Annotated in this window: 30 protein-coding genes and 1 tRNA gene; 23 read left to right on the forward strand and 8 right to left on the reverse strand. The window is 35.3% G+C overall.

Annotated elements, in window-relative coordinates; all coding sequences use genetic code 11:
- The 18 genes from J6569_RS07055 to J6569_RS07140 all read left to right on the forward strand — a co-directional run bounded on the left by J6569_RS07055 (position 1) and on the right by J6569_RS07140 (position 8,891).
- Positions 1-1,095 carry a DUF262 domain-containing protein gene (locus J6569_RS07055; RefSeq protein WP_296318123.1) on the forward strand — a complete coding sequence of 365 codons (1,095 nt, stop codon included), beginning with the start codon at positions 1-3 and terminating at the stop codon, positions 1,093-1,095.
- 471 nt (positions 1,096-1,566) lie between these two features.
- Entirely contained in the window at positions 1,567-1,842 is a 276-nt protein-coding gene (locus J6569_RS07060; protein WP_296318124.1) for a hypothetical protein, read from the forward strand.
- A 467-nt stretch (positions 1,843-2,309) separates the two neighbouring features.
- Entirely contained in the window at positions 2,310-2,579 is a 270-nt protein-coding gene (locus J6569_RS07065; RefSeq protein WP_296318125.1) for a hypothetical protein, read from the forward strand.
- Between the two features lie 97 nt (positions 2,580-2,676).
- Positions 2,677-2,901 carry a hypothetical protein gene (locus tag J6569_RS07070; RefSeq protein WP_296318126.1) on the forward strand — a complete coding sequence of 75 codons (225 nt, stop codon included), beginning with the start codon at positions 2,677-2,679 and terminating at the stop codon, positions 2,899-2,901.
- Positions 2,902-2,967: 66 nt separating this feature from the next.
- Positions 2,968-3,144, forward strand: coding sequence for a hypothetical protein (locus J6569_RS07075; RefSeq protein ID WP_296318127.1), 177 nt, complete (start codon positions 2,968-2,970; stop codon positions 3,142-3,144).
- Positions 3,145-3,149: 5 nt separating this feature from the next.
- Positions 3,150-3,968, forward strand: coding sequence for a PD-(D/E)XK nuclease-like domain-containing protein (locus J6569_RS07080; RefSeq protein ID WP_296318128.1), 819 nt, complete (start codon positions 3,150-3,152; stop codon positions 3,966-3,968).
- A complete protein-coding gene (gene recT / locus J6569_RS07085; RefSeq protein WP_174798442.1) occupies positions 3,961-4,761 on the forward strand; it encodes a recombination protein RecT in 801 nt (266 codons plus the stop codon). The genes J6569_RS07080 and recT overlap by 8 nt, the downstream gene beginning before the upstream one ends.
- Before the next feature lie 171 nt (positions 4,762-4,932).
- Positions 4,933-5,478 carry a DNA N-6-adenine-methyltransferase gene (locus J6569_RS07090; protein ID WP_296318129.1) on the forward strand — a complete coding sequence of 182 codons (546 nt, stop codon included), beginning with the start codon at positions 4,933-4,935 and terminating at the stop codon, positions 5,476-5,478.
- Positions 5,459-5,686, forward strand: a complete 228-nt coding sequence (locus tag J6569_RS07095; RefSeq protein ID WP_296318130.1) for a hypothetical protein — start codon at positions 5,459-5,461, stop codon at positions 5,684-5,686. The genes J6569_RS07090 and J6569_RS07095 overlap by 20 nt, the downstream gene beginning before the upstream one ends.
- The gene (locus tag J6569_RS07100; RefSeq protein WP_296318131.1) at positions 5,679-5,900 is read left to right on the forward strand and encodes a hypothetical protein; all 222 of its coding nucleotides are present in this window, start codon (positions 5,679-5,681) and stop codon (positions 5,898-5,900) included. Before J6569_RS07095 ends, J6569_RS07100 begins: the two co-directional genes overlap by 8 nt.
- 2 nt (positions 5,901-5,902) lie before the next feature.
- Positions 5,903-6,103, forward strand: a complete 201-nt coding sequence (locus J6569_RS07105) for a hypothetical protein (protein ID WP_296318132.1) — start codon at positions 5,903-5,905, stop codon at positions 6,101-6,103.
- A 1-nt stretch (position 6,104) separates the two neighbouring features.
- Positions 6,105-6,404 carry a hypothetical protein gene (locus J6569_RS07110; RefSeq protein WP_174798449.1) on the forward strand — a complete coding sequence of 100 codons (300 nt, stop codon included), beginning with the start codon at positions 6,105-6,107 and terminating at the stop codon, positions 6,402-6,404.
- Positions 6,405-6,406: 2 nt separating this feature from the next.
- Positions 6,407-6,532: a hypothetical protein gene (locus tag J6569_RS07115; RefSeq protein ID WP_296318133.1), complete on the forward strand. Its 126-nt coding sequence runs from the start codon at positions 6,407-6,409 to the stop codon at positions 6,530-6,532.
- Positions 6,522-6,932, forward strand: a complete 411-nt coding sequence (locus J6569_RS07120; protein WP_296318134.1) for a single-stranded DNA-binding protein — start codon at positions 6,522-6,524, stop codon at positions 6,930-6,932. The genes J6569_RS07115 and J6569_RS07120 overlap by 11 nt, the downstream gene beginning before the upstream one ends.
- Positions 6,933-7,043: 111 nt before the next feature.
- The gene (locus J6569_RS07125; protein ID WP_065609673.1) at positions 7,044-7,319 is read left to right on the forward strand and encodes a hypothetical protein; all 276 of its coding nucleotides are present in this window, start codon (positions 7,044-7,046) and stop codon (positions 7,317-7,319) included.
- A gap of 49 nt (positions 7,320-7,368) precedes the next feature.
- Complete coding sequence (locus tag J6569_RS07130) at positions 7,369-7,572, forward strand: hypothetical protein (protein WP_296318135.1); 204 nt, start codon at positions 7,369-7,371, stop codon at positions 7,570-7,572.
- A gap of 66 nt (positions 7,573-7,638) precedes the next feature.
- The gene (locus J6569_RS07135) at positions 7,639-7,950 is read left to right on the forward strand and encodes a hypothetical protein (RefSeq protein ID WP_296318136.1); all 312 of its coding nucleotides are present in this window, start codon (positions 7,639-7,641) and stop codon (positions 7,948-7,950) included.
- Complete coding sequence (locus J6569_RS07140) at positions 7,845-8,891, forward strand: site-specific integrase (protein WP_366941248.1); 1,047 nt, start codon at positions 7,845-7,847, stop codon at positions 8,889-8,891. The genes J6569_RS07135 and J6569_RS07140 overlap by 106 nt, the downstream gene beginning before the upstream one ends.
- A gap of 26 nt (positions 8,892-8,917) precedes the next feature.
- On the opposite strand, the gene J6569_RS07145 is transcribed toward J6569_RS07140, so the two are convergent.
- Positions 8,918-8,994: transfer RNA gene (locus J6569_RS07145), tRNA-Ile, on the reverse strand.
- A gap of 216 nt (positions 8,995-9,210) precedes the next feature.
- Here J6569_RS07145 and J6569_RS07150 point away from each other — a divergent pair.
- Positions 9,211-9,570 carry a DUF4156 domain-containing protein gene (locus J6569_RS07150; RefSeq protein WP_296301375.1) on the forward strand — a complete coding sequence of 120 codons (360 nt, stop codon included), beginning with the start codon at positions 9,211-9,213 and terminating at the stop codon, positions 9,568-9,570.
- A 76-nt stretch (positions 9,571-9,646) separates the two neighbouring features.
- Here the strand turns inward: J6569_RS07150 and serC are convergent, their stop codons facing one another.
- From serC to J6569_RS07180, 6 genes are all read right to left on the reverse strand, one after another.
- Entirely contained in the window at positions 9,647-10,732 is a 1,086-nt protein-coding gene (gene serC / locus J6569_RS07155) for a 3-phosphoserine/phosphohydroxythreonine transaminase (RefSeq protein ID WP_296318138.1), read from the reverse strand.
- Between the two features lie 145 nt (positions 10,733-10,877).
- On the reverse strand, positions 10,878-12,263 hold the full coding sequence (gene argH / locus J6569_RS07160) for an argininosuccinate lyase (protein ID WP_296318139.1): 1,386 nt from the start codon (positions 12,261-12,263) through the stop codon (positions 10,878-10,880).
- A gap of 180 nt (positions 12,264-12,443) precedes the next feature.
- Positions 12,444-13,688 (reverse strand): argininosuccinate synthase, encoded by a 1,245-nt coding sequence (locus tag J6569_RS07165; protein ID WP_034912769.1) that lies wholly within the window; start codon positions 13,686-13,688, stop codon positions 12,444-12,446.
- A gap of 104 nt (positions 13,689-13,792) precedes the next feature.
- Entirely contained in the window at positions 13,793-14,572 is a 780-nt protein-coding gene (gene argB, locus J6569_RS07170) for an acetylglutamate kinase (RefSeq protein WP_065590521.1), read from the reverse strand.
- 78 nt (positions 14,573-14,650) lie between these two features.
- Positions 14,651-15,661, reverse strand: a complete 1,011-nt coding sequence (gene argC, locus J6569_RS07175; protein ID WP_296318140.1) for an N-acetyl-gamma-glutamyl-phosphate reductase — start codon at positions 15,659-15,661, stop codon at positions 14,651-14,653.
- 237 nt (positions 15,662-15,898) lie between these two features.
- A complete protein-coding gene (locus J6569_RS07180) occupies positions 15,899-17,362 on the reverse strand; it encodes an aminoacyl-histidine dipeptidase (RefSeq protein WP_296318141.1) in 1,464 nt (487 codons plus the stop codon).
- 146 nt (positions 17,363-17,508) lie between these two features.
- Here J6569_RS07180 and gpt point away from each other — a divergent pair, with 146 nt between their 5' ends.
- The 4 genes from gpt to proA all read left to right on the forward strand — a co-directional run bounded on the left by gpt (position 17,509) and on the right by proA (position 21,885).
- Positions 17,509-18,045, forward strand: coding sequence for a xanthine phosphoribosyltransferase (gpt, locus tag J6569_RS07185; protein ID WP_081296839.1), 537 nt, complete (start codon positions 17,509-17,511; stop codon positions 18,043-18,045).
- A 23-nt stretch (positions 18,046-18,068) separates the two neighbouring features.
- Positions 18,069-19,325, forward strand: coding sequence for an alpha/beta hydrolase (locus J6569_RS07190; RefSeq protein WP_296318142.1), 1,257 nt, complete (start codon positions 18,069-18,071; stop codon positions 19,323-19,325).
- 28 nt (positions 19,326-19,353) lie between these two features.
- On the forward strand, positions 19,354-20,457 hold the full coding sequence (gene proB, locus J6569_RS07195) for a glutamate 5-kinase (protein WP_174798573.1): 1,104 nt from the start codon (positions 19,354-19,356) through the stop codon (positions 20,455-20,457).
- Positions 20,458-20,631: 174 nt separating this feature from the next.
- Positions 20,632-21,885, forward strand: a complete 1,254-nt coding sequence (gene proA, locus J6569_RS07200; protein WP_296318143.1) for a glutamate-5-semialdehyde dehydrogenase — start codon at positions 20,632-20,634, stop codon at positions 21,883-21,885.
- A 59-nt stretch (positions 21,886-21,944) separates the two neighbouring features.
- Here proA and yegQ read toward each other — a convergent pair whose 3' ends face one another.
- Positions 21,945-23,288 (reverse strand): tRNA 5-hydroxyuridine modification protein YegQ, encoded by a 1,344-nt coding sequence (gene yegQ, locus J6569_RS07205; protein ID WP_296318144.1) that lies wholly within the window; start codon positions 23,286-23,288, stop codon positions 21,945-21,947.
- Positions 23,289-23,570: the final 282 nt, after the last annotated feature.

Raw genomic sequence — 23,570 nt, forward strand, 5'->3', positions numbered from 1 at the left:
ATGTTAAAGAAAATAGATTATAAAATAAGAGCAAATCAACTATTAAATTATGTCAATGATATCAATGCAGGAAGATTAGTGACCAATCCATTTTTTCAAAGAAACTTGGTGTGGAGAGAAATCCATAAAAAAGAATTTATTGAAACAATATTACTCGGCTATCCATTCCCTCAAATATTTTTATCAAAAGGGAAAATAGATTTAGAGAAAAAAATTAGTGTTGCATCCATAGTAGATGGACAACAAAGAACTAATGCGATAACAGAATTTCTGGAAGATAAATTCAATGTTAATGGAAAATTTTTTTCGGAGTTAACAGATGCAGAGAGAGAGTCATTTTACAAGTATGAAATTGCTTTTATAGAATTAGATCTTGAAAATGATTCCCCCCAGGTTCAAGAAATATTTCAAAGAATAAATAGAACATCAAATTCATTAACTGGTATTGAAAAGAAAGCTTCTGAATATAATTCATCAGAATATATGCTTGTGTGTCAATTATTAACTGATCATTTGAATTATATTGAAAATGAGGATGAGGATGAGGATGAAGAAATAGTCAATATTAGATCAAATCCTTATATAACTGATGATTTTAAATCCTGGAGTAAAACTATAAAAATATCTAATTATAAAAAGATTATTACTAACGATTCGATATTTACCCCAAATGAAATGGCTAAAAAAGTAAACCTAATGTACACAATTAATTTGGTTACAACATTTTTGTGCGGAATTTATAACAGAAACGAAAGAGCATGGGAGTTTGCAGACATATATAAAGATAGATTTAAAGAAAAAGATGATGTGGTTAAGGTGTTTGAGAAAACGTCTATTATATTTAATCAACTTAAGCTCACAAAAAAATCCATCTGGCACAAAAAGGCAAACTTTTTTTCTCTTTTCCTGGTGTTAGCTAATTTAATAAAAATAGGTGAGACATTTAATATTGAAAAGCTTAAAAACATTTTAAATAATTTTGAACCATCGGAAGAATATAAACTAGCTGCAAAAGAAGGGGTTAACAATTTAAAAGAACGAACATTAAGAGAAAAGACCATCAAGTCTTTAGTTACCAACGCTATTAACAATTGATAAACTTTTTCTAACTAAGTTTAATTATTTACTATCCAGGTTATTTTCATTATTTATTATACAAAATCAATATCACCCGCTAAGCGGGTTTTTTCATACTTATCTAAAAATTAACTGTACTTTTTTACATACCGCTAATCATTCATTAATCACATTCTAAGGATGTTTCTTATTTTCCACATGACCTGTTCAGCAAAAAATAAAAAATAGCCTTATTATCGATAATAGACCTCTTTAAGCTGATCTTTTTATTGAAGCTTTTTATTTTATTGGGTATAATTTGATCTATATTTAGTGGTTGGCAACATAATAAACTACTAGATATGGGAAAGCCCGATATTGGCGTATCGGGCTAATACAAAAAAATAAAGCATTATGGGCTTTATTGCGAGATCTCGATAGTTATTCTATATTCGTTTTCTTTTTAAGTAAAGCCCTATTTAATGCTTATCACTCAGAGAGGTATTAAAAATGGGTTATTCACCTATATGCTATAAGGCACACCGTTACGATGTTCACTTCGAATCATTACCTGAATATCAAGGTACATTTAGCCGACATAAATGCGCTGGCTGTGCATTTGAGTTAGGGTATTTTCATGCAGTAAATGGAATACCTAAAGCGACTGATGATTCAGTTTTAGATAGCATCCCGTACAGTCAAGCTGGTAGCGTCAGACACAAAGATGCTTTTACCGCATACAATGATGGGTATAAATTTGCATTAAGCTTAGCTAAAGTCGCTTAATATATACCAAAAATAACAAAGTCCCTTTCGGGGCTTTTTTCACATCTAAAATCCCCACCACAGCTTTAAAACAATTCATTGATTAAAAAATAAGCAAACGAATAACAATCAATCACACAAAAACAACAACTTAACAACTTAATCAAAAATAATAACAACTTTAGGTGTTGATATTAATAACAACTTATGTTGTAATAATCACATCAAAACAAATCAACTTAACCAAAAAGTTGAAGCTCTTTAAAAACTCGGAAAGTCGGAACAACTTATAAAGTGTTATTCAAGTAGACAGTGTGAAAGCGAAGCTCATCTTAGAACGAAATGCCTAGCTCCCTCTAAGCTGATGAAAGGATGACACGGAGTAAGGGAGCGCAACACCTACTGGGGTATGTACCAGTATTCAAATCAAAGCGCATTTAAACAAGTGCGCTTGAGTTTGAGGTTGATAAGAATAATAGAGGTGAGTTATGCAATTACATAGAACTGTAGAGAACGGTTACGAAAGAGCATATTGCAACATGATGAGCGATGTCGAAATGCAAGACGCTAAAGATGATTGGATTGAAGCTAGAGCCGAAGAATTGCTTAAAAATTTCAGTAACGACAACGATTGGCAAATAGTAGAGCTGTTAAAAATAAAGCTAGAAAGTAAAAGCATTGACGCTGATATTTACAATCAGTTTATAACCGATATGTGTTACTCACAAGCTAAAGCTGAGTATAACAAAAGATTCTGACAACTCGGAAAGACGAGTACATGCAAATCCTTTGCCCGTGAATTGAGTAACGGGCTTTTTTACAGATTTAGCGGCTAGAATTCATGAGGATTAAACAATGACAAGTAAAAAGATTATTGAGCGGTTACAGCAAAAAGATTGGTTTGTTAAGTGTGAAACTGAGCATGAACTAGCATTATTGTTAAATGCGTGTCTTGATGCAAATGTAGGTTGGACTAATAAAAAGAGTGTAGTAAGTCTTAGATGTAGTATCCCTGTCCCCATATTAATGGGCGTTCATCTCGCCGTTGGAGTAACGGCTTGTGGTTTTGTAGCGATTTAACTGATGAATATTTTAAGCACTATAGTGACATAACAGATTGGTTTTTCGAAGAGCTGAGGAAATAGCATGAACACAATACCGATTGATCATGTTGGCTGTAATGTACATGACACAGACCGATTTAATATTAATTACAGAATGACAAAGGGCGAACAACTATACGCCCTTTTTTGTGTCTTAATTGTGACATTCGGCGGATTGTTTATGCTGATTCGATGGATGTTAGAAGTGGCGACGGAGTAAAGATAATGAAACAAGGTATTTATTACGATATATCTAACGAAGATTATCACAATGGCGCAGGTATTAGTAAATCGCAACTAGATTTTATTGAAGAAAGTCCCGCTCTTTATCAGTGGGTAAAAAATGCGCCAGTTGATAAAAGTAAAATGTCATCACTGGACATGGGGACAGCTTTTCATTGTTTACTATTAGAGCCTGAAGAATTTAAAAGGCGTTTCATAATACCAAAGCCAATCAATTTAAGAACCAACGCAGGAAAAGCCGAGTACCAAGAGTTACTCAAAGAAGCCGAAGAATTTAATCAAGCAATCATCACCAATGAAGATTACAGAAAGCTGCTTCTAATGCGTGATAGTGCAATGGCTCATCCATTAGCGAAATGGATTATTGAAGAGCGGGGGTATACAGAATCATCTATATATTGGAATGATATTGATACAGATATTTTATGCCGATGCCGACCTGATAAATTTATAGAAAAATTTAACTGGGTAGCGGATATAAAAACATCTGCTGATATTGATCGCTTTTATGCTCATTCATATGACTATCGTTATCATGTGCAAGACTCGTTTTATAGCGACGGCGTTCAATCTATTACTGGAGAAAAACCTACTTTTGTTTTCTTGGTAGTTAGCACAACTATCAATTGTGGAAGATACCCTGTAAAAACTTTCATGTTAGATGAGGTCGCTAAAAACATTGGCCGTCAAGCTTATAAAGCTAATTTATTTAGATTCAAACAATGTACAGAAGACAACAATTTTCCAGCACTTCAAACATTATCATTGCCTTATTGGGCTAAGGAATTAAAAAATGAGTGAACAAAATCAACCACCTATTGCTAAATCTGACCTAGAAAAAACTCAACTAACAAATCAAGACAAAAAGCCAGCAACATTAGCTGAATTAGTTAACTCTCCAAAAATTAAAAACCAACTTGCCATGGCACTTCCAAAACACATGAACCCCGACAGAATGGCAAGAATCGTTACAACAGAAATTCGGAAAACACCAGCATTAGCAGATTCAAACATTCAAAGTTTTTTAGGAGCAGTTGTTCAATGCTCGCAATTGGGTTTAGAACCGGGAGGTGCACTTGGGCATGCCTACCTACTCCCATTTGGTAACGGTAAAGCGAAGGATGGAAAATCTAACGTACAGTTAATTATTGGTTATAGAGGCATGATTGATCTTGCCAGACGTTCAGGGCAAATCATCAGCATATCAGCAAGAACTGTTCGAGAGGGCGATGATTTTCATTATGAGTATGGTTTAAATGAAGATTTAAAACACACTCCAAAAGCCGACGAATCAGCACAAATCACCTATGTTTATGCTGTTGCCCGCTTGAAAGATGGCGGTTCTCAGTTTGAAGTAATGACATTCAACCAAATTGAATCGGTTCGCAAACAAAGTAAAGCTGGTGATAAAGGACCTTGGATAACTCACTGGGAAGAAATGGCAAAGAAAACAGTCATTCGACGATTATTTAAGTATTTACCTGTTTCAATTGAAATTCAGCAAGCTGTAATTCTTGACGAAAAAGCAGAAGCTGGCATAAGTCAAGATAATGAAATGATTTTAGATGCTGATTTTTCTGTAGTCGAAGCATAACAACAAGCTAAAAAAATAACGTCTGGTATATGCGTTGATGATTAGTGTTAGCAGAGACACTGTCCGCAATTGCAGTTAGCGCACTAGTTTGAAATATACAAGTCATATTGTTTGACATGACGGTAGTCACGCCGTTGGCGACAGAGTGACATTAATTTTAGAGGAAAAATAATGGCTATTCTAAACAAATCACAAACAGAGAAGCAGAATAAAGATTACTGGCGAACGTCAGAATTATTGATCAATGATGCGTTAACACTGCTGAATATAAAAGGCTTTGATACTGATGTATGTTGCTCAAGTGAAGATGTGAAAATAAATAGCGCAACTTGTTATATAACAGAATCTGACAATGCGTTAGAGAGTAATTTATGGTTTTTAGCTAGTTATCCAAGTAATACCTCATTTTGCAACCCTCCTTTTTCACGGAAATGGGGGTTTTTCCAAAAAGCGATTGAACAAGTAAACAAATTTAGCAAACAAGTATTAATGGTCCTGCCCTACACTCCTGCAACAAAAGCATGGAGTGACAACGTACACGGACAAAACTGTATTATTTATGTTCCGGATGGTCGTTATCAGTATCTATTGCCGAGCGGTGAAAAGTCTGTAAATAACTGTAATTTTGATACGTGTCTAATTCTGCTTGTTCCGTTTCGCTGTGGGAATGTAAGAGTTAATTATAAGCGAGGTTTAAGTGAGCGAAAAAGTATATGACGTTGATTTACCGATACCAAAATTTAGTTTATTCGACCCTGTTTTATATAACGGCATGAGAACAGAAATCGCAAATAATGATATTTATTATGCATATGATGAATCGGGTGTTATGTGCCCGTGGTATCACGTTCCTGTCCTTATGGGCGATTTTATTAGCATTCAATTAGTACCAGAAACTGATTTAACGGAGGTGGGTGATGATTAATTGGCGTGATGCTAGCAAAGAATCTCCCGAAAATGATGGTGGGATCGGCAGTAAATTGTGTTTTGTTGTAATTCAGTTTAAAAACAGTCTGGGCGAACTATGTCGGACAATCTGTTATGACTGGTACGACAACAATAAAAATGAATGGGATATACATCACGATGAAATAACTCACTGGATTTATGCAGATGAGCTACCGCTACCGGAGGAGTAATTATGAAATATTTTACGTATGACCACAACGGCGATGGTTTTGAATATCACAACACAGAAGAAGAAGCAAAAAGCTATGCTGAACAATGCTTGGATTTTTATTTGCAAAACGACAATCATGATTTCGTTGATATTTGTTGGGGTGAGATAAAAGAGTCTGTGTATTCAAATGATGCAGTGCTTGAGTTAAAAGAGGTTAAATAATATGCAATGGATAGACAACAATTTAATAGATGATAAAAATAAGTATTTAGTCGGCTATGATTGTGGTGGTTGCTGTTGTGACTGGGCAAGTATAACTGTTCATGATAATAACGGTAAGAATATAACAGATGATGATCTAACTGATTGGGAGTTTTGCGAATTTCCAGATTTAAGCAATATAGACGGTGAAGACAGGATCGCTATTGTTAATAAAAAACTTGGCGTTACAGGTTATGTGCATTGTGAAAGCTCGAATAATGGCTATTATTCAGCATGTTATTGGGCTGAAAAAACGGAGTAATTATGATTAAAGATAAAAACCCATTAACACGAACTGAACTATTAAAAGAGGCTATTGCTTGCGTTAAAGAAATTGAAAAAATGCAAAAACAAATTGATAAACAACTGGAGCAAGAAAATGGCAAATAATTTAAATCAGTGTCTATTCACTGGCAGAATCGGGAAAATCGAGGAGCGTTACACCTCTGATAACAAGTTAATCGTTAATTTCACTATGGCAATCGGTAGCTACAAGAAGAATGGTGATAACTACGAAAACGTCACAGACTGGGCTAACTTACGAGCATTCGGTAAGATTGCTGAGAAAGTGCGAGATAAAGGCAAAGGTGCTTTTATTCGTGTTACAACTCGATACAAAACAGATAAATGGCAGGACCAACAAGGCAACAACAAAACAGCTATTTATTTTATAGTTGATGATTTTGAAGCGTTAACGTTCGATAAAAGCAGTAATCAGTCAGAACAACAATCCAAACCACAAACATCAGCTCAGCAAAATGAGTTTATAGATGATGAGATTCCTTTTTAATCAATAAGTTACAAAGTTACCAACAAAATCTGTTAATAACTCACTGAACAACCACCCTATTCTATTAATTTATTACAAATATCTGCGCTGATTATTTGGCGTAGATACTTTATGGGAATAATTATGCAAATTGATGAATCCGTATTTAACCACGGCAAAATCGAATTTCAACATATCGACTATGGTTATGTTTTCTTGTTTGATAACGAGCTTTATATGAAGATTGAATTAGACCCGATTATTCTGTCGTTTGTTTTCAAATGCTCATCTAAAGGTGTACACGAAATAACTAACGGATGCGCAATCAATCTTATTAGCGGTCAAGGAGAAGTGTTTGCTGATAACTGTATGGTCGAACCAGTAAAAGCTGTAATCAAAAGAAAATAATCACGCTGATTATTTGGCGTGCGATAACCAATATCTCAAGGAAACAATAATGACTAAACAATTAAAAAAGATTCTTATAAATCACAATGGTTTCGCATATGTAAAAAGTGGTGAAGATAAGTTAATTATCAGTTGCGCTTTAATTAGTAAAGAAAGCGACGGCTATTTTGTGCCTGCTATGCATTCGAATGATTTTGTAGAGTGGGCTATGAATTTAGATGATGTGACTGAAATTATAACATTGCTTTATTAGTAGAGGCAAACATGACTAACTACACTAAAGCACAGCGAGAGATGAAAATCAGAGGTAATTATGGAAATGATTACATTAAAAGATGCGGCAAGAATGACAAAATTATCTTACACGTATCTTTATGACAAAAGAAAAGAATACGGATTTTCTTTTCAATCTAAATCAAAAAATAGAGTTGGAAAATGGTTAGCTGATAAAAAAGAGTTTGAAGAAAAGTTCAAAGCGAATCATAATGCAAATCGGCTAACCTCTGAAATTAAGGAGGTAAAAAAATGTCAATTAAAAAACGGGGAGAAGTTTGGCATATTGACATCGTCGCGCCAGATGGCTCAAGAATTAGGCGCTCTACTGGTACGGCAGACAAAAAGCAGGCGTTAGAATATCACGATAGACTAAAAGTAGAATTGTGGGAAACGTCAAGAATCAACAAAAAGCCAACTAGGCTTTTTGAGGAAGCTATTATATTGATGTTAAAAGATGGAGAACATCAAGCAAGATTTGACTATAAACAGGCTCACGCAGAATATTTTTTAAATATCTTTTCGGGCAGAGATTTATCAAGTATAACTGGTGAGGAGTTAACGAACAGTATACCAACATTTCATGCAAAAACTAAGAAACCAATAGCAAATGGTACAAAAAACCGTTATCGCTCTACGATTCTCAGGGCGTTTAGTTTAGCTCATAAAATGAACTGGATTGATGCTGTTCCCTACATTCCTCGTTATGGTGAGCCTAAAGTCAGAGTAAGGTGGATCACAAAGGAAAAAGCAAGCTTACTCATACAGAATCTAAAATTACAATGGATGAAAGACGTTTGTTTTTTTGCGCTATCAACAGGTGCGCGTATGAGTGAGATATTTACGCTAACGTGGCACAATGTTGATCTTGTTAATCGTGTAGCAACCGTCACTAACGAAAACGCAAAATCAGGAAAAGCAAGAGCGTTATTACTAAATCATGACGCAATGGAGTTAGTACGTAAGTTAAGATTCAGGAATAATTGTGAATATGTATTCACTCGTTCAACTAAAAAGCGAGTGCGTGATATTGATCGGCGAGATTTTAAACAAGCCTGTCAATTATCAGGAATAGATAATTTTCACTTTCATGATTTACGCCACACTTGGGCAAGCTGGCACGTTCAAGCAGGTACACCGCTCTATACGCTCAAAAATCTTGGCGGATGGGAAACGTTAGAGATGGTGAATAAATACGCTCATCTAAACGCAGATCATATGCTTGAATTTGCAAACAATGTCACATTTACGGCACAAGGCTCGCTCAACGACACAATGAGAAACGTTAAAGATGGTTAAAAGCTTATATAAATCATAGTGTTTAATGGTGGCCCCTACTGGACTTGAACCAGTGACCAATCGATTATGAGTCGACTGCTCTGACCAACTGAGCTAAGGGGCCATTTGGATGTGCTACTTAGTTAGTAGGCTTGCGATTATAATAGAGTTAAATCGAATTTGCTATAGTTAATTAATAAAATAGGTCGGTTTGATTATTTATTGTCCTGTGATTTGTTGGATTTTATACAAGTTTAATTACTGATATTTTTTGTTTAATTAAACTGCTACAATAATTTAGTTTATTATTGATTGTTGTTTTATTGGTTGAGGAAATATTATGTTTATAAAAAAATTATTATTTATTAGTGTTGCGATGGTTGCGACTTTGCTTTTAGGTGCTTGTAGTAGTTCTAACTATCAAACTACTTCTGCCGGTAGTCAAGTTCAGTTTATTGATACTAAACCAGCTGCTTCTTGTCAGTTATTAGGTAAAGCAGAGGGACGTCGTAGTAGTTTTTTTTCTGGTCTTAAAACACATAGTGAGCTTATTCGTGATGCGGCTTCTGACCTGATGAATAAAGCTGCTGCAATGGGTGGTAATGTGATTTATAATGCACAGGATACTTCAATGCAATATATTTCTGATATTGCACCAACAGATGCGGTTATGGTTGGTGAGGTTTATAGCTGTAAATAATGCTGATTAAATGAAAAAGGGAAGTTTTTCCTTCCCTTTTTGCTGATAGTAATGACTTGTAATATTTTGAGTTAATTTAGCTATTTTGTTTTTCAAATCGCTGCATAAAATCAATTAAATAATTAACGCCTTCTTGATCCATAGCATTATAAATTGATGCTCGCATGCCTCCTGCAATTCGGTGACCTTTAATGCCAATAATGTTAGCTTGAGTTGCTTCGCTTACAAATTTTTTATCCAACTCTTCATTTGGTGATAAAAAAGTAACATTCATAATTGACCGATTAGCTACTGCAACATTATTTCGATAAAAATTAGATTGGTCGATGAATTGATATAGTGATTGTGCTTTAGCTTGGTTTCGTTGCTGCATTGCTTTTAGTCCACCAAGACTTTTTATCCATTTAAACACTAGCCCCGACAAATACCATGCAAATGTAGGTGGAGTGTTAAACATTGAATCGTTGTCCATTAAGATTTTGTAATCTAGTACTGATGGTAACATTTTTTTTGCATGGCCAATTAGATCTTCTCGCACAATGATAATGGTAATACCTGATGGACCAATATTTTTTTGAGCACCCGCATAAATTATGCCATATCGGTTTATGTCAATAGGTTGCGATAATATACATGATGATAAGTCAGCTACAACGGTTTTATCACCAAAGTTGGGGTCTTCAAAGATTTGAACGCCATCAATTGTTTCGTTTGGACAATAGTGTACATAGGCAGAATTATCATTTAATTGCCATTCTGACATAGATTTAACAGCCGTTAGTCCGTTTTGTTTGATAACAACATTTTGTTCATTCACTTGGCAATATTTGCTGGCTTCTTTGATTGCGCATTGGCTCCAATAACCACTGTTAATATAGTCGGCATTGGTTTTATTTCCTAAAATATTTAATGGAACTGCAGCAAATTGTGCTCTAGCTCCACCTTGGCAATAAAGAATTTTGTAATTGTTTGGAACGTTTAAGATTTCTCGTAGGTCGTTGGTGGCCTCAATAGCACAGGCGTCAAAATCTTTACCTCTATGGCTTAATTCCATGACTGATGCGCCTGTATTATGCCAATTTAATAATTCAGTTTGAACTTGTTTTAATACTTCAGCAGGCAATTTTGCTGGACCTGCACTAAAATTATAACTTTTACTCATTATACTTCACTTTAATCCATTCAAAAAAGAATTCTATTTTTACACTGTATAAACAGATATACAATCAGATTTTTGTTAAAAAGTCTCCGGTAACTATGTGTTTCAGTATAAAAATACCGGCTAACGCCAGTATAGTTGTATTAGATTAATATAGCCGTTTATAAAGTTGTTGCTTGGCAACTTCAATCGCTGATTTTACCTGTTGTGGTGAAACCCCACCTTTGGCACATCGTTTAGCTAGGCATGATTCTAACGATAATATTGGATAAACATCATTATCAATAACTGGGCTAAATTTTTGTAGTTCTTCAAGCGAAAGTTCTTCGAGCGCTTTTTGCTTTGCAATAGCATCAACAACTGCTTCACCAACAATGTGGTGTGCCTCACGGAACGGTATGCCTTTGGCTACTAAATAATCAGCCAGTTCAGTTGCATTAGAATAACCTTGTTTGGCAGCTTCTTGGCAATTTGTGTAGTTAATTTTAATATCCTCTAGTACTAGTGTTGCCATATCTAAGCATTCTTGCCAAGTATCAAGTGCATCAAATAGGTGCTCTTTGTCTTCTTGTAAATCTTTATTATAAGCAAGCGGTAAACCTTTGAAGGTCATTAAGGCACCTGTTAATGCACCCGCAACCCGCCCTACTTTACCACGAATCAGTTCTAATGCATCTGGATTCTTTTTTTGTGGCATGAGTGAAGATCCTGAACTCACTCGATCTGATAGTTCAACAAAATTGGCTTCACCACTATTAAAAATAATAAGATCTTCAGCAAAACGCGATAGGTGTATCATACCTATTGAGGCATTATTTAATAGTTCAAGAATGTGATCACGATCAGACACCGAATCCAAACTATTGTTAGTTGCTTGAGCAAATCCTAACCAATGCGCTAATTGTTCACGATCCATTGGATAGGCAGTTCCGGCTAATGCACCTGAGCCTAATGGACTAACATCTAAACGTTGCAATGTATCTTCTAAACGGCTGACATCACGACTTAGCATTTCAAAATAAGCCAGGCACCAATGCGCAAATGTAATTGGTTGTGCTCGTTGCAAGTGGGTGTAACCAGGCATAATAGCTTTTTGGTGCTGTTCAGCGGTTGTAACTAGTAATTGGCGTAAGTGATTTATCGCATTAATTAAATGAGGAATTTTGTCTTTACACCATAATTTTAAGTCGGTTGTTGATTGGTCATTACGGCTTCGTCCTGTGTGTAATTTTTTACCTAAGTCGCCAATTTTTTCAATCAGTTTTTGTTCAACCCAACTGTGTATATCTTCGACATCACTTTGTAAAATTTGGTTAGGATCTTGTTTAACCAATAGCAACAATTCATTTAAGGCTTTTTCTAATTTTTTTTGTTCATCATAAGATATAACGTTAACCGTCACCAATGCTTTTGACCAAGCAATTGAGCCAATGATATCTTGCTCTGCAAGACGATAATCAAAGCGTAATGAATCATTAAAATGCTTAAATCGTTGATCTGCTTCTTGGCTAAAACGCCCACCCCATAATGCCATAATTACCTCAATATTATCTTAAATAAATGTTATCTTAATGATTAGCTGTACAATTTCAATTTTCGTTTTATATATTTATTTTTATAATAAAATTAAATTTAATCAAGAATAAAAATAATATATACAGGACATTGCCTGTATATATTTATTATTATCGCTATTTTATTTGCAAATTGGCGTTTACTTTTTCGCTTTTTTGGCAGTTTGTTTTTGCTGTTCCTCATTTAAAGCACGTATACGTGATGATAATGAGAATAGACGAATGAATCCTCCTGCATGGCTATGATCATAAACTTCATCTTCACCAAATGTAGCAAATTCTTCATTATATAGGCTATTTGGTGATTTCTTTTGCACGGCAGTTGCATTACCTTTATAAAGTTTAACCACTACTTCACCCGTCATGTCTTGTGCCAAAACTTCAGCCGCAGCTTGAATTGATCGACGATATGGTGCAAACCAGCGCCCATCATAAACAACATAAGCCATTTCAATACCTAGCTGTTCACGCCATTTAAAGCTGTCACGGTCTAATATTAATTGTTCTAAACCACGTAATGCTGTCATCATTATTGTGCCGCCAGGCGTTTCATAACAACCACGCGATTTGATACCGACTAAGCGATTTTCAATGATATCAACTCGACCAACACCATGTTTTGCACCAATTTTATTTAATGTTGCAACACAGTTATATGGTGATAATTTTTTCCCATTTACTGAAACCACTTCGCCTTTTTCAATACCAATGGTTACTAATTCTGGTTGGTTTGGAGCATCTTCAGGCGAAACAGTCCAAGCCCAGCAATCTGTATTAGCTTGGTTCCATGTGCTTTCTAACACACCACCTTCAGTGGAGATATGCCATGCGTTTTCGTCACGGCTGTAAATTTTTTCAACGGTTGCAGTTGTTGGAATTTTACGGACTTTTAAATAATCAATTAATGCTTCGCGTGAACGCAGATCCCATTCACGCCAAGGAGCAATCACTTTAAGTTGTGGTGCAAGTGCAGTATAGGTTGTTTCAAAACGCACTTGGTCATTGCCTTTACCTGTCGCTCCGTGACAGAGTGTATCAGCCCCAACTTCTAACGCATATTCAACTTGCGCCTTTGCAATAATTGGACGAGCCATTGAGGTACCAAGATAATAAGTTCCTTCGTATAAGGCTCCTGTTTTTAAGACCGGATATACGTAATCTTTAACAAATTCTTCTCTTAAATCAACAACTTTACATGCAACTGCACCCGATGCTTTAGCCTTTTTTTCTACATCTTTTAGTTCTTTTGGATCTTGACCTACATTAGCAACAAAGGCATAAACTTCACATCCACCATAATTTTCTTTCAACCAAGGAATAATTGCTGATGTATCCAAGCCACCCGAATAAGCCAACACAACCTTTTTTGTTCCACTTTTTTTCATGTTATACCCTTTCTAAATTAACTGACGATAAAAATGAGTTAAAGACATTTTTTTATTAATTGTTAGATATAGATAACTAGCTTAATATAATAGCTGCTCAATATCTAAGCAATGATTCTTGTGCCTGTAGTGCCTGATTGCCCATTAAATAATTCGATGAGTTGGTGGGATTCTTTCCAACTAGCAATATCAATTGGTCGTCCTAAGGCCTTGGCGGCTTCGAAAGCTGAATTCACTTTAACAACCATACCGTCTGTAATAACACCTGTAGCAATCAGTTGCTCCGCTTGTGATTGAGTTAATGATTCAATGCGTTGTTTGTTTTCGTCAAGTACGCCAACTACATCAGACAATAATATTAAATCTGCATTTAAGGTCTTAGCTAGTGCTACCGCTGCGTGATCGGCATTAACATTCATCATTTGTCCCGCTTGAGTAATACCAATCGAGCTAATAATGGGAAGGTAACCCGAATTAATAAGTAGATTGATTAATGTAGGATCGCCAGCTTTGGCTTCACCAACATAACCTAAATCTTCTGAAATTTGTTTAACTTCTACACTATTACCATCAGCTAAACAGAGTCCTACACTTGCTATTTGCTGTTTTTTTGCTTCTGACAATAAAGTAGTATTGGCACTGCCAGCAAGGCTACCAACAATAACATCAATTTGATCAGCAGGAGTTACCCGTAATCCATTGCGACGGACTACGGGTAAAGAAAGCCTATCCATTAATGAATCAACTACCGTACCACCACCATGAACAATAATTAATGATCGTTGAAAATTTTTTTTGTACTCACTAATAACGTCAAATAATTTACTTAAGGCATCTTTATTGTCGAGCAATACGCCTCCAAGTTTTATAATTAATGGTTTCATTTTAGTTTCCTATTAATTTAACCTACTTTTAATTCATTAAAAATTTTGTACAGAGCTTTTGAAATAATTCACTCATTTTTATAATAATGACGTGGTTTCATCAAAATTATATCGAATGTTCATACACTGCACAGCTTGTGCTGCTGCGCCTTTTAATAAGTTATCTTCAACAGAAATTAATATTAAATGACGATCTTTTAATACAAATCCAATATCACAATAAGGCAAACCAATGACAGATTTTAATGCTGGCCAATCTTTTTGATAAATTCTAATCAAAGGCTTATTTTTGTAATATTTATTTAGAGCTTTGAGGATATCTTGTGATGTAACACCTTCATTTACTCGGCAAGTAATTGTGGCGTGGATACCTTGTTTAAAACTGCCTAAATGAGGTGTAAAGATCACTTCTTGACCTAAGTGTGTTGCAATTTCGGGTTGGTGCCGATGAGTAAAAAGTCCATAGGCATGTAAACTTACTTCACAAAATATATTATTATGCGAAGGTTTTCGCCCTGCTCCACTCACCCCACTCACAGCATTAATAACAGGCCATTGTGAATTATCTAATAGCCCCTCCTCGATTAATGGTTTTAATGGTAATTGTGATGCTGTAGGATAACATCCTGGTACAGCAATCAGTTGTGCCTGTTTGATTTGTTCACTATTCCATTCTGCTAAGCCATAAACTGCTTTATCTAACCATTTTGGGTGCTGATGGATAAAACCATAATAATCGGTATAAAAAGAAGCAGAGTTAACTCTAAACGCACCCGACAAATCAAAAACTGTACAACCATGTTCTAAAAAATAAGGAGCTATATTGTGGCTGACTGCATGTTCAGTAGCTAAAAAAACTATATCAAGATCATTGATATAGGCAGAATAATCTGCAGTGGCAATAAGTGGTAAGTCAACAACACTTTTTAATTGAGGGTGTAAATCATAATCAGAAATAAGCTTACCACCGTCTTGGCTGTTTTCAGACACAGTTAAAGCAATAAGTTGTATATGCGGATGCTTGTGTAAATAATGAGCTAATTTTGCCCCTGCATAACCACTTGCACCAACAATAATTGCTTTTAACATACCCTACCCTTATCTATTTTTTATGCAATAATGTGCATATAGTAGGTTATTTATAAGGCTATTACAAGCACAAAATGAATTTTTATTCACTTTTTGTGAATTTAATTTCAAAGATTTTTTGCAGACACCCAAATATTCTAACGTATTATGTTGTATTAAATTATTTTTTAGTAAATATAAACACGAGTAATCTGTTCGAAATGCCTGCCGATAAAGATCGGCAGGTGAGGTGTTGGATTATTTTAATAAAGTTGCTGATTTTAATATCGCTATCAATAATTCCCAATAACGATAAACACTTTGAATGTTAACTTTTTCATCTGGTGAATGTGGCGAAACAATCGTTGGTCCAATTGATATCATATCCAGATTTGGGTAACTTTGTTTAAATAAACCACATTCAAGGCCTGCATGAATCACCATTATTTTGGCTTTCTGAGAAAAAATTTCGTGATATTTATCTTTAGCAAGCTTTAAAAGCTGTGAATCTAAATTAGGTTCCCAACCTGAATAACCGCCACTTATTTCATAATTAGCATCCACTAATTGGCTAAGTGATGTCAATGTTGATACAACCGCATCTTTAGCACTATCGACTTGAGAACGAATAAGAAAATGGACATTCAGTTGATTGTCCTCAATACTAACAATACCTAAATTGAGCGATGTTTCAACCACACCATGAAGTTGATCGCTCATTCTAACTACACCATTAGGCGCTGAATTTAACCAGCTTATGATTTTATTTTGATGCTCTGTAGTTAATACGCGTTTTACTTTGTTTGATTCAACTTTCGATAACGTTATTTCGATAGCAGGTTCTACATAACCTAACTCACTGTGTAAAATTGTTTGATACTGTTTAACAATGGCTTCTAATTTTGGCAGATCTTGTTTATTTAGTGTAATTTCAATAAAGGCTTCTCTTGGGATCGCATTACGTAGTGAACCACCTTTTATATCAGCTAATCTAAACGAGATATCTTGTGCATATTGCGCTAAAAAGCGAGCCATCAATTTAATTGCATTTCCACGGCCAAGATGAATATCACAACCTGAATGCCCCCCTTTTAATCCTTTAAGTGAAATGTTCATATAACAATCATGCTTTTCTGGCATTACTGCATAAGTAACAGCAAAGGTTGTAGTAAAGTCAACGCCGCCAGCACAACCTGTAAATATTTCGCCTTCATCTTCAGAATCAGTATTAATTAGATAGTGACTTTTTAGCCAATTAGGTTGTAAACCAAAGGCTCCGTGCATACCAGTTTCTTCTGATACTGTTATCAATACTTCAATTGCTCCATGTTCAACAGCAGGATCAATTAAAACAGCTAATGCAGATGCTAACCCAACGCCATTATCAGCACCTAATGTCGTTCCTTTGGCTTTTACCCATTCGCCATCAACATAAGCTTGAATTGGGTCAGTTAAAAAGTCGTGACTAGTACCTTCATTTTTTTGTGGCACCATATCCATATGAGCCTGTAATGCAATTGATGGGCACTCTTCCATACCTTTGGTAGCAGGTTTACTTAACAAAATATTACCTACTTTATCAAGTTTGCAATCAATACCATGAGTTTTAGCAAAATCGACGATATATTTAGTTATCATTTGTTCATGGTGAGATGGGTGCGGAATTTTACAGATATCATTAAAAATCTGCCAAACAAATTTAGGCGTTAAGGTAGAAAGCATAATATAACCTCAATATTAAGTATGTAATAAATTAATGAGTGGTTTTTTTTATTGAATCACATTATAATAAGGTGCAATTTTACATCTATTTTTAGTTCATTAATATTTATTTATTCATACAATCGATTAAAATTGCAGGTTACTCAATGTCAACAGATCAAATTTTATTAACAGAAGAAGAAATCCAAGCCAAAAAACAACATAAAGCAGAACTTATTGCTGAAAAGAAAAAATTCAATGTTACTTGGGAAATGTTGCAATCCTATGGGCGCCAACTTTCTGAACGCTTATTACCTGCAAATCAATGGAAAGGTATTATTGCCGTTAGTCGTGGTGGATTAGTTCCAGCGGCAATTTTAGCGCGCGAATTAAGTATTCGTTATGTCGATACCGTTTGTATTTCAAGTTATGATCATGATCATCAACGTGAAAAACTAATATTAAAACAAGCTAATGGCGATGGTGAAGGTTTTATTGTTGTTGATGATTTAGTTGACACTGGTAACACTGCTCATACAATTCGCGAAATGTACCCTAAAGCTCACTTCGTAACTATTTTTGCAAAACCTGCTGGTAAACCACTTGTTGATGATTATGTTGTCGATATTGCACAAGATACTTGGATTGAACAGCCATGGGATACCGGTGTTATGTTTGTTAAACCTATTAGCGATCATAAATAATTGATAAGGAAGTTAAGGTTGTTATGGCAACTACCGAAAATCTAACTGAACAGATATTTAAACCACAATTTGATTATCCTGAAACTTCAACACTTATCAATCGCATTGATAATAGTAATGGTAGTAGCATTAGCGCCTTAGATGGGGAAGTTGACTCCAGATGGTATCGAATTATTAATCCCATTTTGTGGCATTGGCGTGGATTACCCAAATTAGAGGCTGAAGCGGTTTTATCAAAAATTGCCGCTTCAACTCGACGCCACACAAATGATACCTGGCTAGACACTGTTGCTGGTTATCAATCTGGCAACTGGGTCTATGAATTTTTAAATCAAGCGGCAGTATGGCAAGCTAAAGCTGAATCAATTGATGAAGCAAATCTTATAGATGAAAATAAAAATAATTTACACAATTATTATCTCATAGCCAGCATATATGCAAGTATTGCTAGTTATCCTCATTTTAAAAATGACCAACTAGCAATGTATGCCCAAACATGCGCTTATCAGTATTATGCAAAAGCTCTTCAATTTTCGCCATTTTTGATAAAAGAACTGGAATTTAAAGTCGATAATCGTAGTGTCAAAACAATTTTACATTTGCCAAAATGCGAAGGGACTTGCCCTGTTGTGTTGATTTGTAATGCGTTAGGCAATTTGCAGATCGATTATTATCGTTATTTTAGTGAATTTTTAGCGCCGCATGGATTTGCCATGCTAACTGTTGATCTACCAACTGTTGGTTATAGCCGTAACTTTGCTTTATCACAAAATAGTAGCCAAATTCATCAAGCTATATTAGAGCAGTTGTCTTCTGTTCCATGGATAGATGATCATCGGATTATTGTTGCTGGATTTAGGTTTGGTTCGCATATTGCCACACGTTTAGCTTATTTGATGCCAAATAAAATAAAAGGCGTATTTAACTTTACTCCGTTTATTCATCAAATCTTTGTTGATAAAGATCTGCAAAAAAATCTACCGAATAGTTATAAAGATATGTTAGCTAGCCGTTTGGGATTGCCTTCAATATCCAACCAACAATTGGCAGCAGAATTAAATTATTTTTCAATAAAAAATCAAGGACTTTTAACTCATGCTTGTCATGTGCCTGTTATGAATATCATCTTTGAGGATGATAAGTTAAGTGATCTTTGTGAAGCAAAATTAATTCATTCAATCAAACAAAATAAAGTAATAACTGTACCTAAAACACAGTTACAAAAAAGTTTGCATCAGGCGTTAACACAATCAGTAAATTGGATGAAGTCTGTTATATAACGTGAAAAAATAAGAATATGCTATGACTATTAAAAAACAACAAACCGTGGTTGTTAAATTAGGTACCAGTGTACTAACAGGTGGAACAAAACAACTTGATCGAGCACAAATAGTTGAGTTGATAAGACAATGCGCAAGTCTACATCAAGATGGACATAAAATTATCATTGTTACATCTGGTGCAATTTCAGCTGGACGCGAATATCTTAACTTCCCTACCCTACCTAATACTGTTGCTTCAAAGCAATTACTCGCTTCTGTTGGACAAAGTAAGCTTATTCAACTTTGGGAACAGCTATTTTCTATCTATAAGATCTATATTGGTCAAATGTTACTTACCCGTGCAGACCTTGAAGATCGTGAAAGATTTTTAAATGCCCAAGACGTTTTAAAAGCAATGTTAGATAATCATATTGTTCCTGTCATCAATGAAAATGATGCTGTTGCAACCGCAGAAATTAAAGTTGGCGATAATGATAACTTATCAGCGCTAGCTGCCATTTTAGCTGAAGCAGATAAGTTGATTTTATTAACCGATATTGAAGGTCTTTATACAGCCGATCCAAGATCTGATAAAAGTGCCAAGTTAATTCATGAAATTGATCATATTGACGATAATTTACGAAGTATCGCCGGTGGTAGTGTTTCAGGGCTTGGCACGGGTGGTATGAGCACAAAATTACAAGCAGCTGAAGTAGCAGGAAGTGCGGGTATAGAAGTTATTATCGCTGCAGGAAATAAACCAAATGTTATTATTGATATTGTCAATAATAAACCGATTGGAACACATTTTTTACCACAAAAAACACCACTAGAACATCGTAAACACTGGTTGTTTGGCGCACCAAAAGCAGGCAAAGTGTTATTAGATGATGGTGCTGTTAATGCGATTTTAAATAATGGTAGTTCGCTATTACCTAAAGGAATTATCAGCGTAGAGAAAGATTTTTCTCGCGGCGAAGTTATTGATATTTGCGACAAATTTGGCAAACGCATTGCGCGCGGTGTCAGTCGTTATAATAGTGATGCTTTAAGGCAAATTGCTGGGCATCATTCTCAAGAAATTAGTCAAATTATTGGCTATGAATATGGTCACGTTGCTGTTCATCGTGATGATATGATAATAAAATAAATAATAAACAAGGAAGGAAAATCATGGGATTAGCTATTGGAGGTATAATTGCTAATTGGTTAGCAGTAGATAGATTTAAATTATATGACTGATGATGATAAGCAATCATTATTAAAAAAAATAAATAAATAATATAAAACAACTAAATAGTAATATAAAATCGTGGTGATAACAATGTTACAGCAAATGGGTAAAACTGCTAAACTTGCTTCATATCAACTAGCACAATGTCCTACCGCAATGAAAAACAACATGTTGATGGTTATTGCTGATTTATTAGAACAGCATAGCGCAAGTATACTCATTGCAAATGAAAAGGACATCCAAGCGGCAAAAAAACAAAATTTAAACGAAGCCATTTTAGATCGTCTACTCTTAACACCCAAACGATTATCATCTATTGCCAATGATGTCCGTAAAATCATTTCATTAACTGATCCTATTGGTCAAATCATTGATGGTTCTACTTTAGAAAACGGCTTAAAGTTACACCGTCACAGAGTACCACTTGGCGTTATTGGTGCGATTTACGAGGCTCGACCAAATGTAACAATTGATATTACAGCTCTTTGTTTAAAAACAGGCAATGCCGCAATACTTCGCGGGGGTAAAGAAACAATCAATACTAATATGGCCACAATTTCTGTTATTCAAAAAGCGTTAAAACAAGTTGGTTTACCCCAGACAGCTGTTCAATGTATTAATAATCCTGATCGTAAATATATTCATGAGTTACTTAAACTCGATAAGTATATCGATATGATTATCCCCCGAGGTGGTGCATCTTTACATAAATTATGCCGTGAACATTCAACAATACCTGTCATTACAGGTGGTATTGGAGTCTGTCACATTTTTGTTGATGAAAGTGCTGATGTTGATAATGCTCTACCAATTATTGTCAATGCCAAAACTCAGCGTCCAAGCACTTGTAATACGCTTGAAACGTTACTAGTCCACCGAAATATTGCGGAGCAGTTTTTACCAAAACTTTGTCAGGTCATGGCAGATAATAACGTCGTATTACATACTGACCAAAACTGTTATGACATATTAAAAACAGGTAATGCAACTATCCTACCAGTAAAAAATGAAGAATTACGGCAAGAATGGTTATCAAAAGATTTAAACGTGATCATTGTTGATTCACTTGAATTGGCTGTAGAGCATATCCGCGAGTATGGTACGGGGCATTCGGAATCCATTCTCACGCGTAACTTGCTTAATGCAGAACAGTTCGTAAATCAGGTTGATGCAGCTGCAGTTTATGTCAATGCATCAACACGTTTTACTGATGGTGGGCAATTTGGATTAGGTGCAGAAGTAGCAGTTAGTACACAAAAACTACATGCACGCGGACCAATGGGACTCGAAGCTTTAACTACCTATAAATGGATAGGTTATGGAGACAATTTAATTCGTCAATAATAAAATTCTGTTTAATATAACTGTTCGGACATCCCGAACAGTTTTTATGCTTAACCAAACTAATCAAAATTACGCATTAATAAAGCATAATTTAAATCGATTTCTTCAGGAATCGGAATATAAACAATATGACCATCACCTAAACCAGCAGGAACAGGTTGCCCTTTTTTGTTTTCCATTCGCTCAATCGTGAAAGTTTTATTACCTTTCGGTGTCATCATTTCAACGCTATCCCCAACAGAGAATTTATTTTTTACGATAACTTCAGCCAATCCATTTAATCGCTCACCACTAAACTCACCAACAAATTGTTGCCTTTCCGAAACTGAATGGCTATGTTCGTAGTTTTGCATTTCTTCATGCTTATGGCGACGTAAAAATCCTTCCGTATACCCTCGATGAGCAAGTGCATTAAGCTCTTGTAACAAGCGAGGATCAAAAGGTTTACCTTCACTCGCCGCATCAATAGCTTGGCGATACACTTGTGCTGTTCTTGCACAATAATAAAAAGATTTAGTTCTTCCTTCAATCTTGAGCGAATGTACACCAATTTTTGTTAAATCATCTACTAGTTCCACTGCTCTTAAATCCTTTGAGTTCATAATATATGTACCATGCTCATCTTCGTAAGCTTGCATATATTCACCTGAGCGACCTGATTCTTCAAGCATAAATACTTTACTAGTAGTTTGACCAATTCCTAATGTTGGTTCAACTTGTTTTACCGAGATCGGTTCACATTTATGTACAATTTGCCCCACTTCGTCTTCTTTACCCTCAGCAACTTTATATTTCCAACGGCAGGCATTAGTGCATGTTCCTTGATTTGAATCACGCTTATTAATATAGCCCGAAAGCAGGCAGCGCCCAGAATATGCCATACACAATGCACCATGGATAAACACTTCTAACTCCATTTCAGGAACTTTTTCACGGATTTCAGCAATTTCATCAAGTGATAATTCGCGCGATAAAACGACTCGAGTTAATCCCATTTGATGCCAAAATTTTACTGTTGCCCAGTTAACAGCATTCGATTGTACAGATAAGTGAATTTCCATATCAGGAAAATGTTCGCGAACTAACATGATTAAACCTGGATCTGACATGATAAAAGCATCAGGTTTCATATTTACAATGGGTTCTAAATCACGAATAAAAGTTTTTAACTTCGAGTTATGCGGTGCTATATTCACAACTACATAAAACTTCTTACCTTGAGCATGTGCTTCGTTAATACCAATTGCTAGATTTTCATGATTAAATTCATTATTACGAACTCGTAAACTATATCGCGGTTGGCCGGCATAAACAGCATCTGCACCATATGCGAAAGCATAACGCATATTTTTTAAAGAACCGGCAGGAGAAAGTAATTCTGGTTTTGCATATAAATTTGTCATTAAAAATGCCTCTGATTTCAGGTCAGTATTACTTATAAGTAATAGGTTAAGCAAAATAGGATGGGCATTTTACGCTTTAGCCTATCTGTTGGCAAATTTATTATATTCCAAACTATGAAAAACTTTCAGTTATTGCTTTTCCCGACACTTTTTACTTTGTTTAAGTATGATAAGTGTTTCTCGCAAAAATATTAGACAGTGCCCACCTCTATCATTTTTTCGTTTTGGTAATATTGTTGTTCATATTGTTCAGGTGATACCCAGCCATTGGCTGAATGACGG

Source organism: Gilliamella sp., from assembly GCF_024104075.1.
GTDB classification, from domain to species: Bacteria; Pseudomonadota; Gammaproteobacteria; order Enterobacterales; family Orbaceae; genus Gilliamella; species Gilliamella bombi.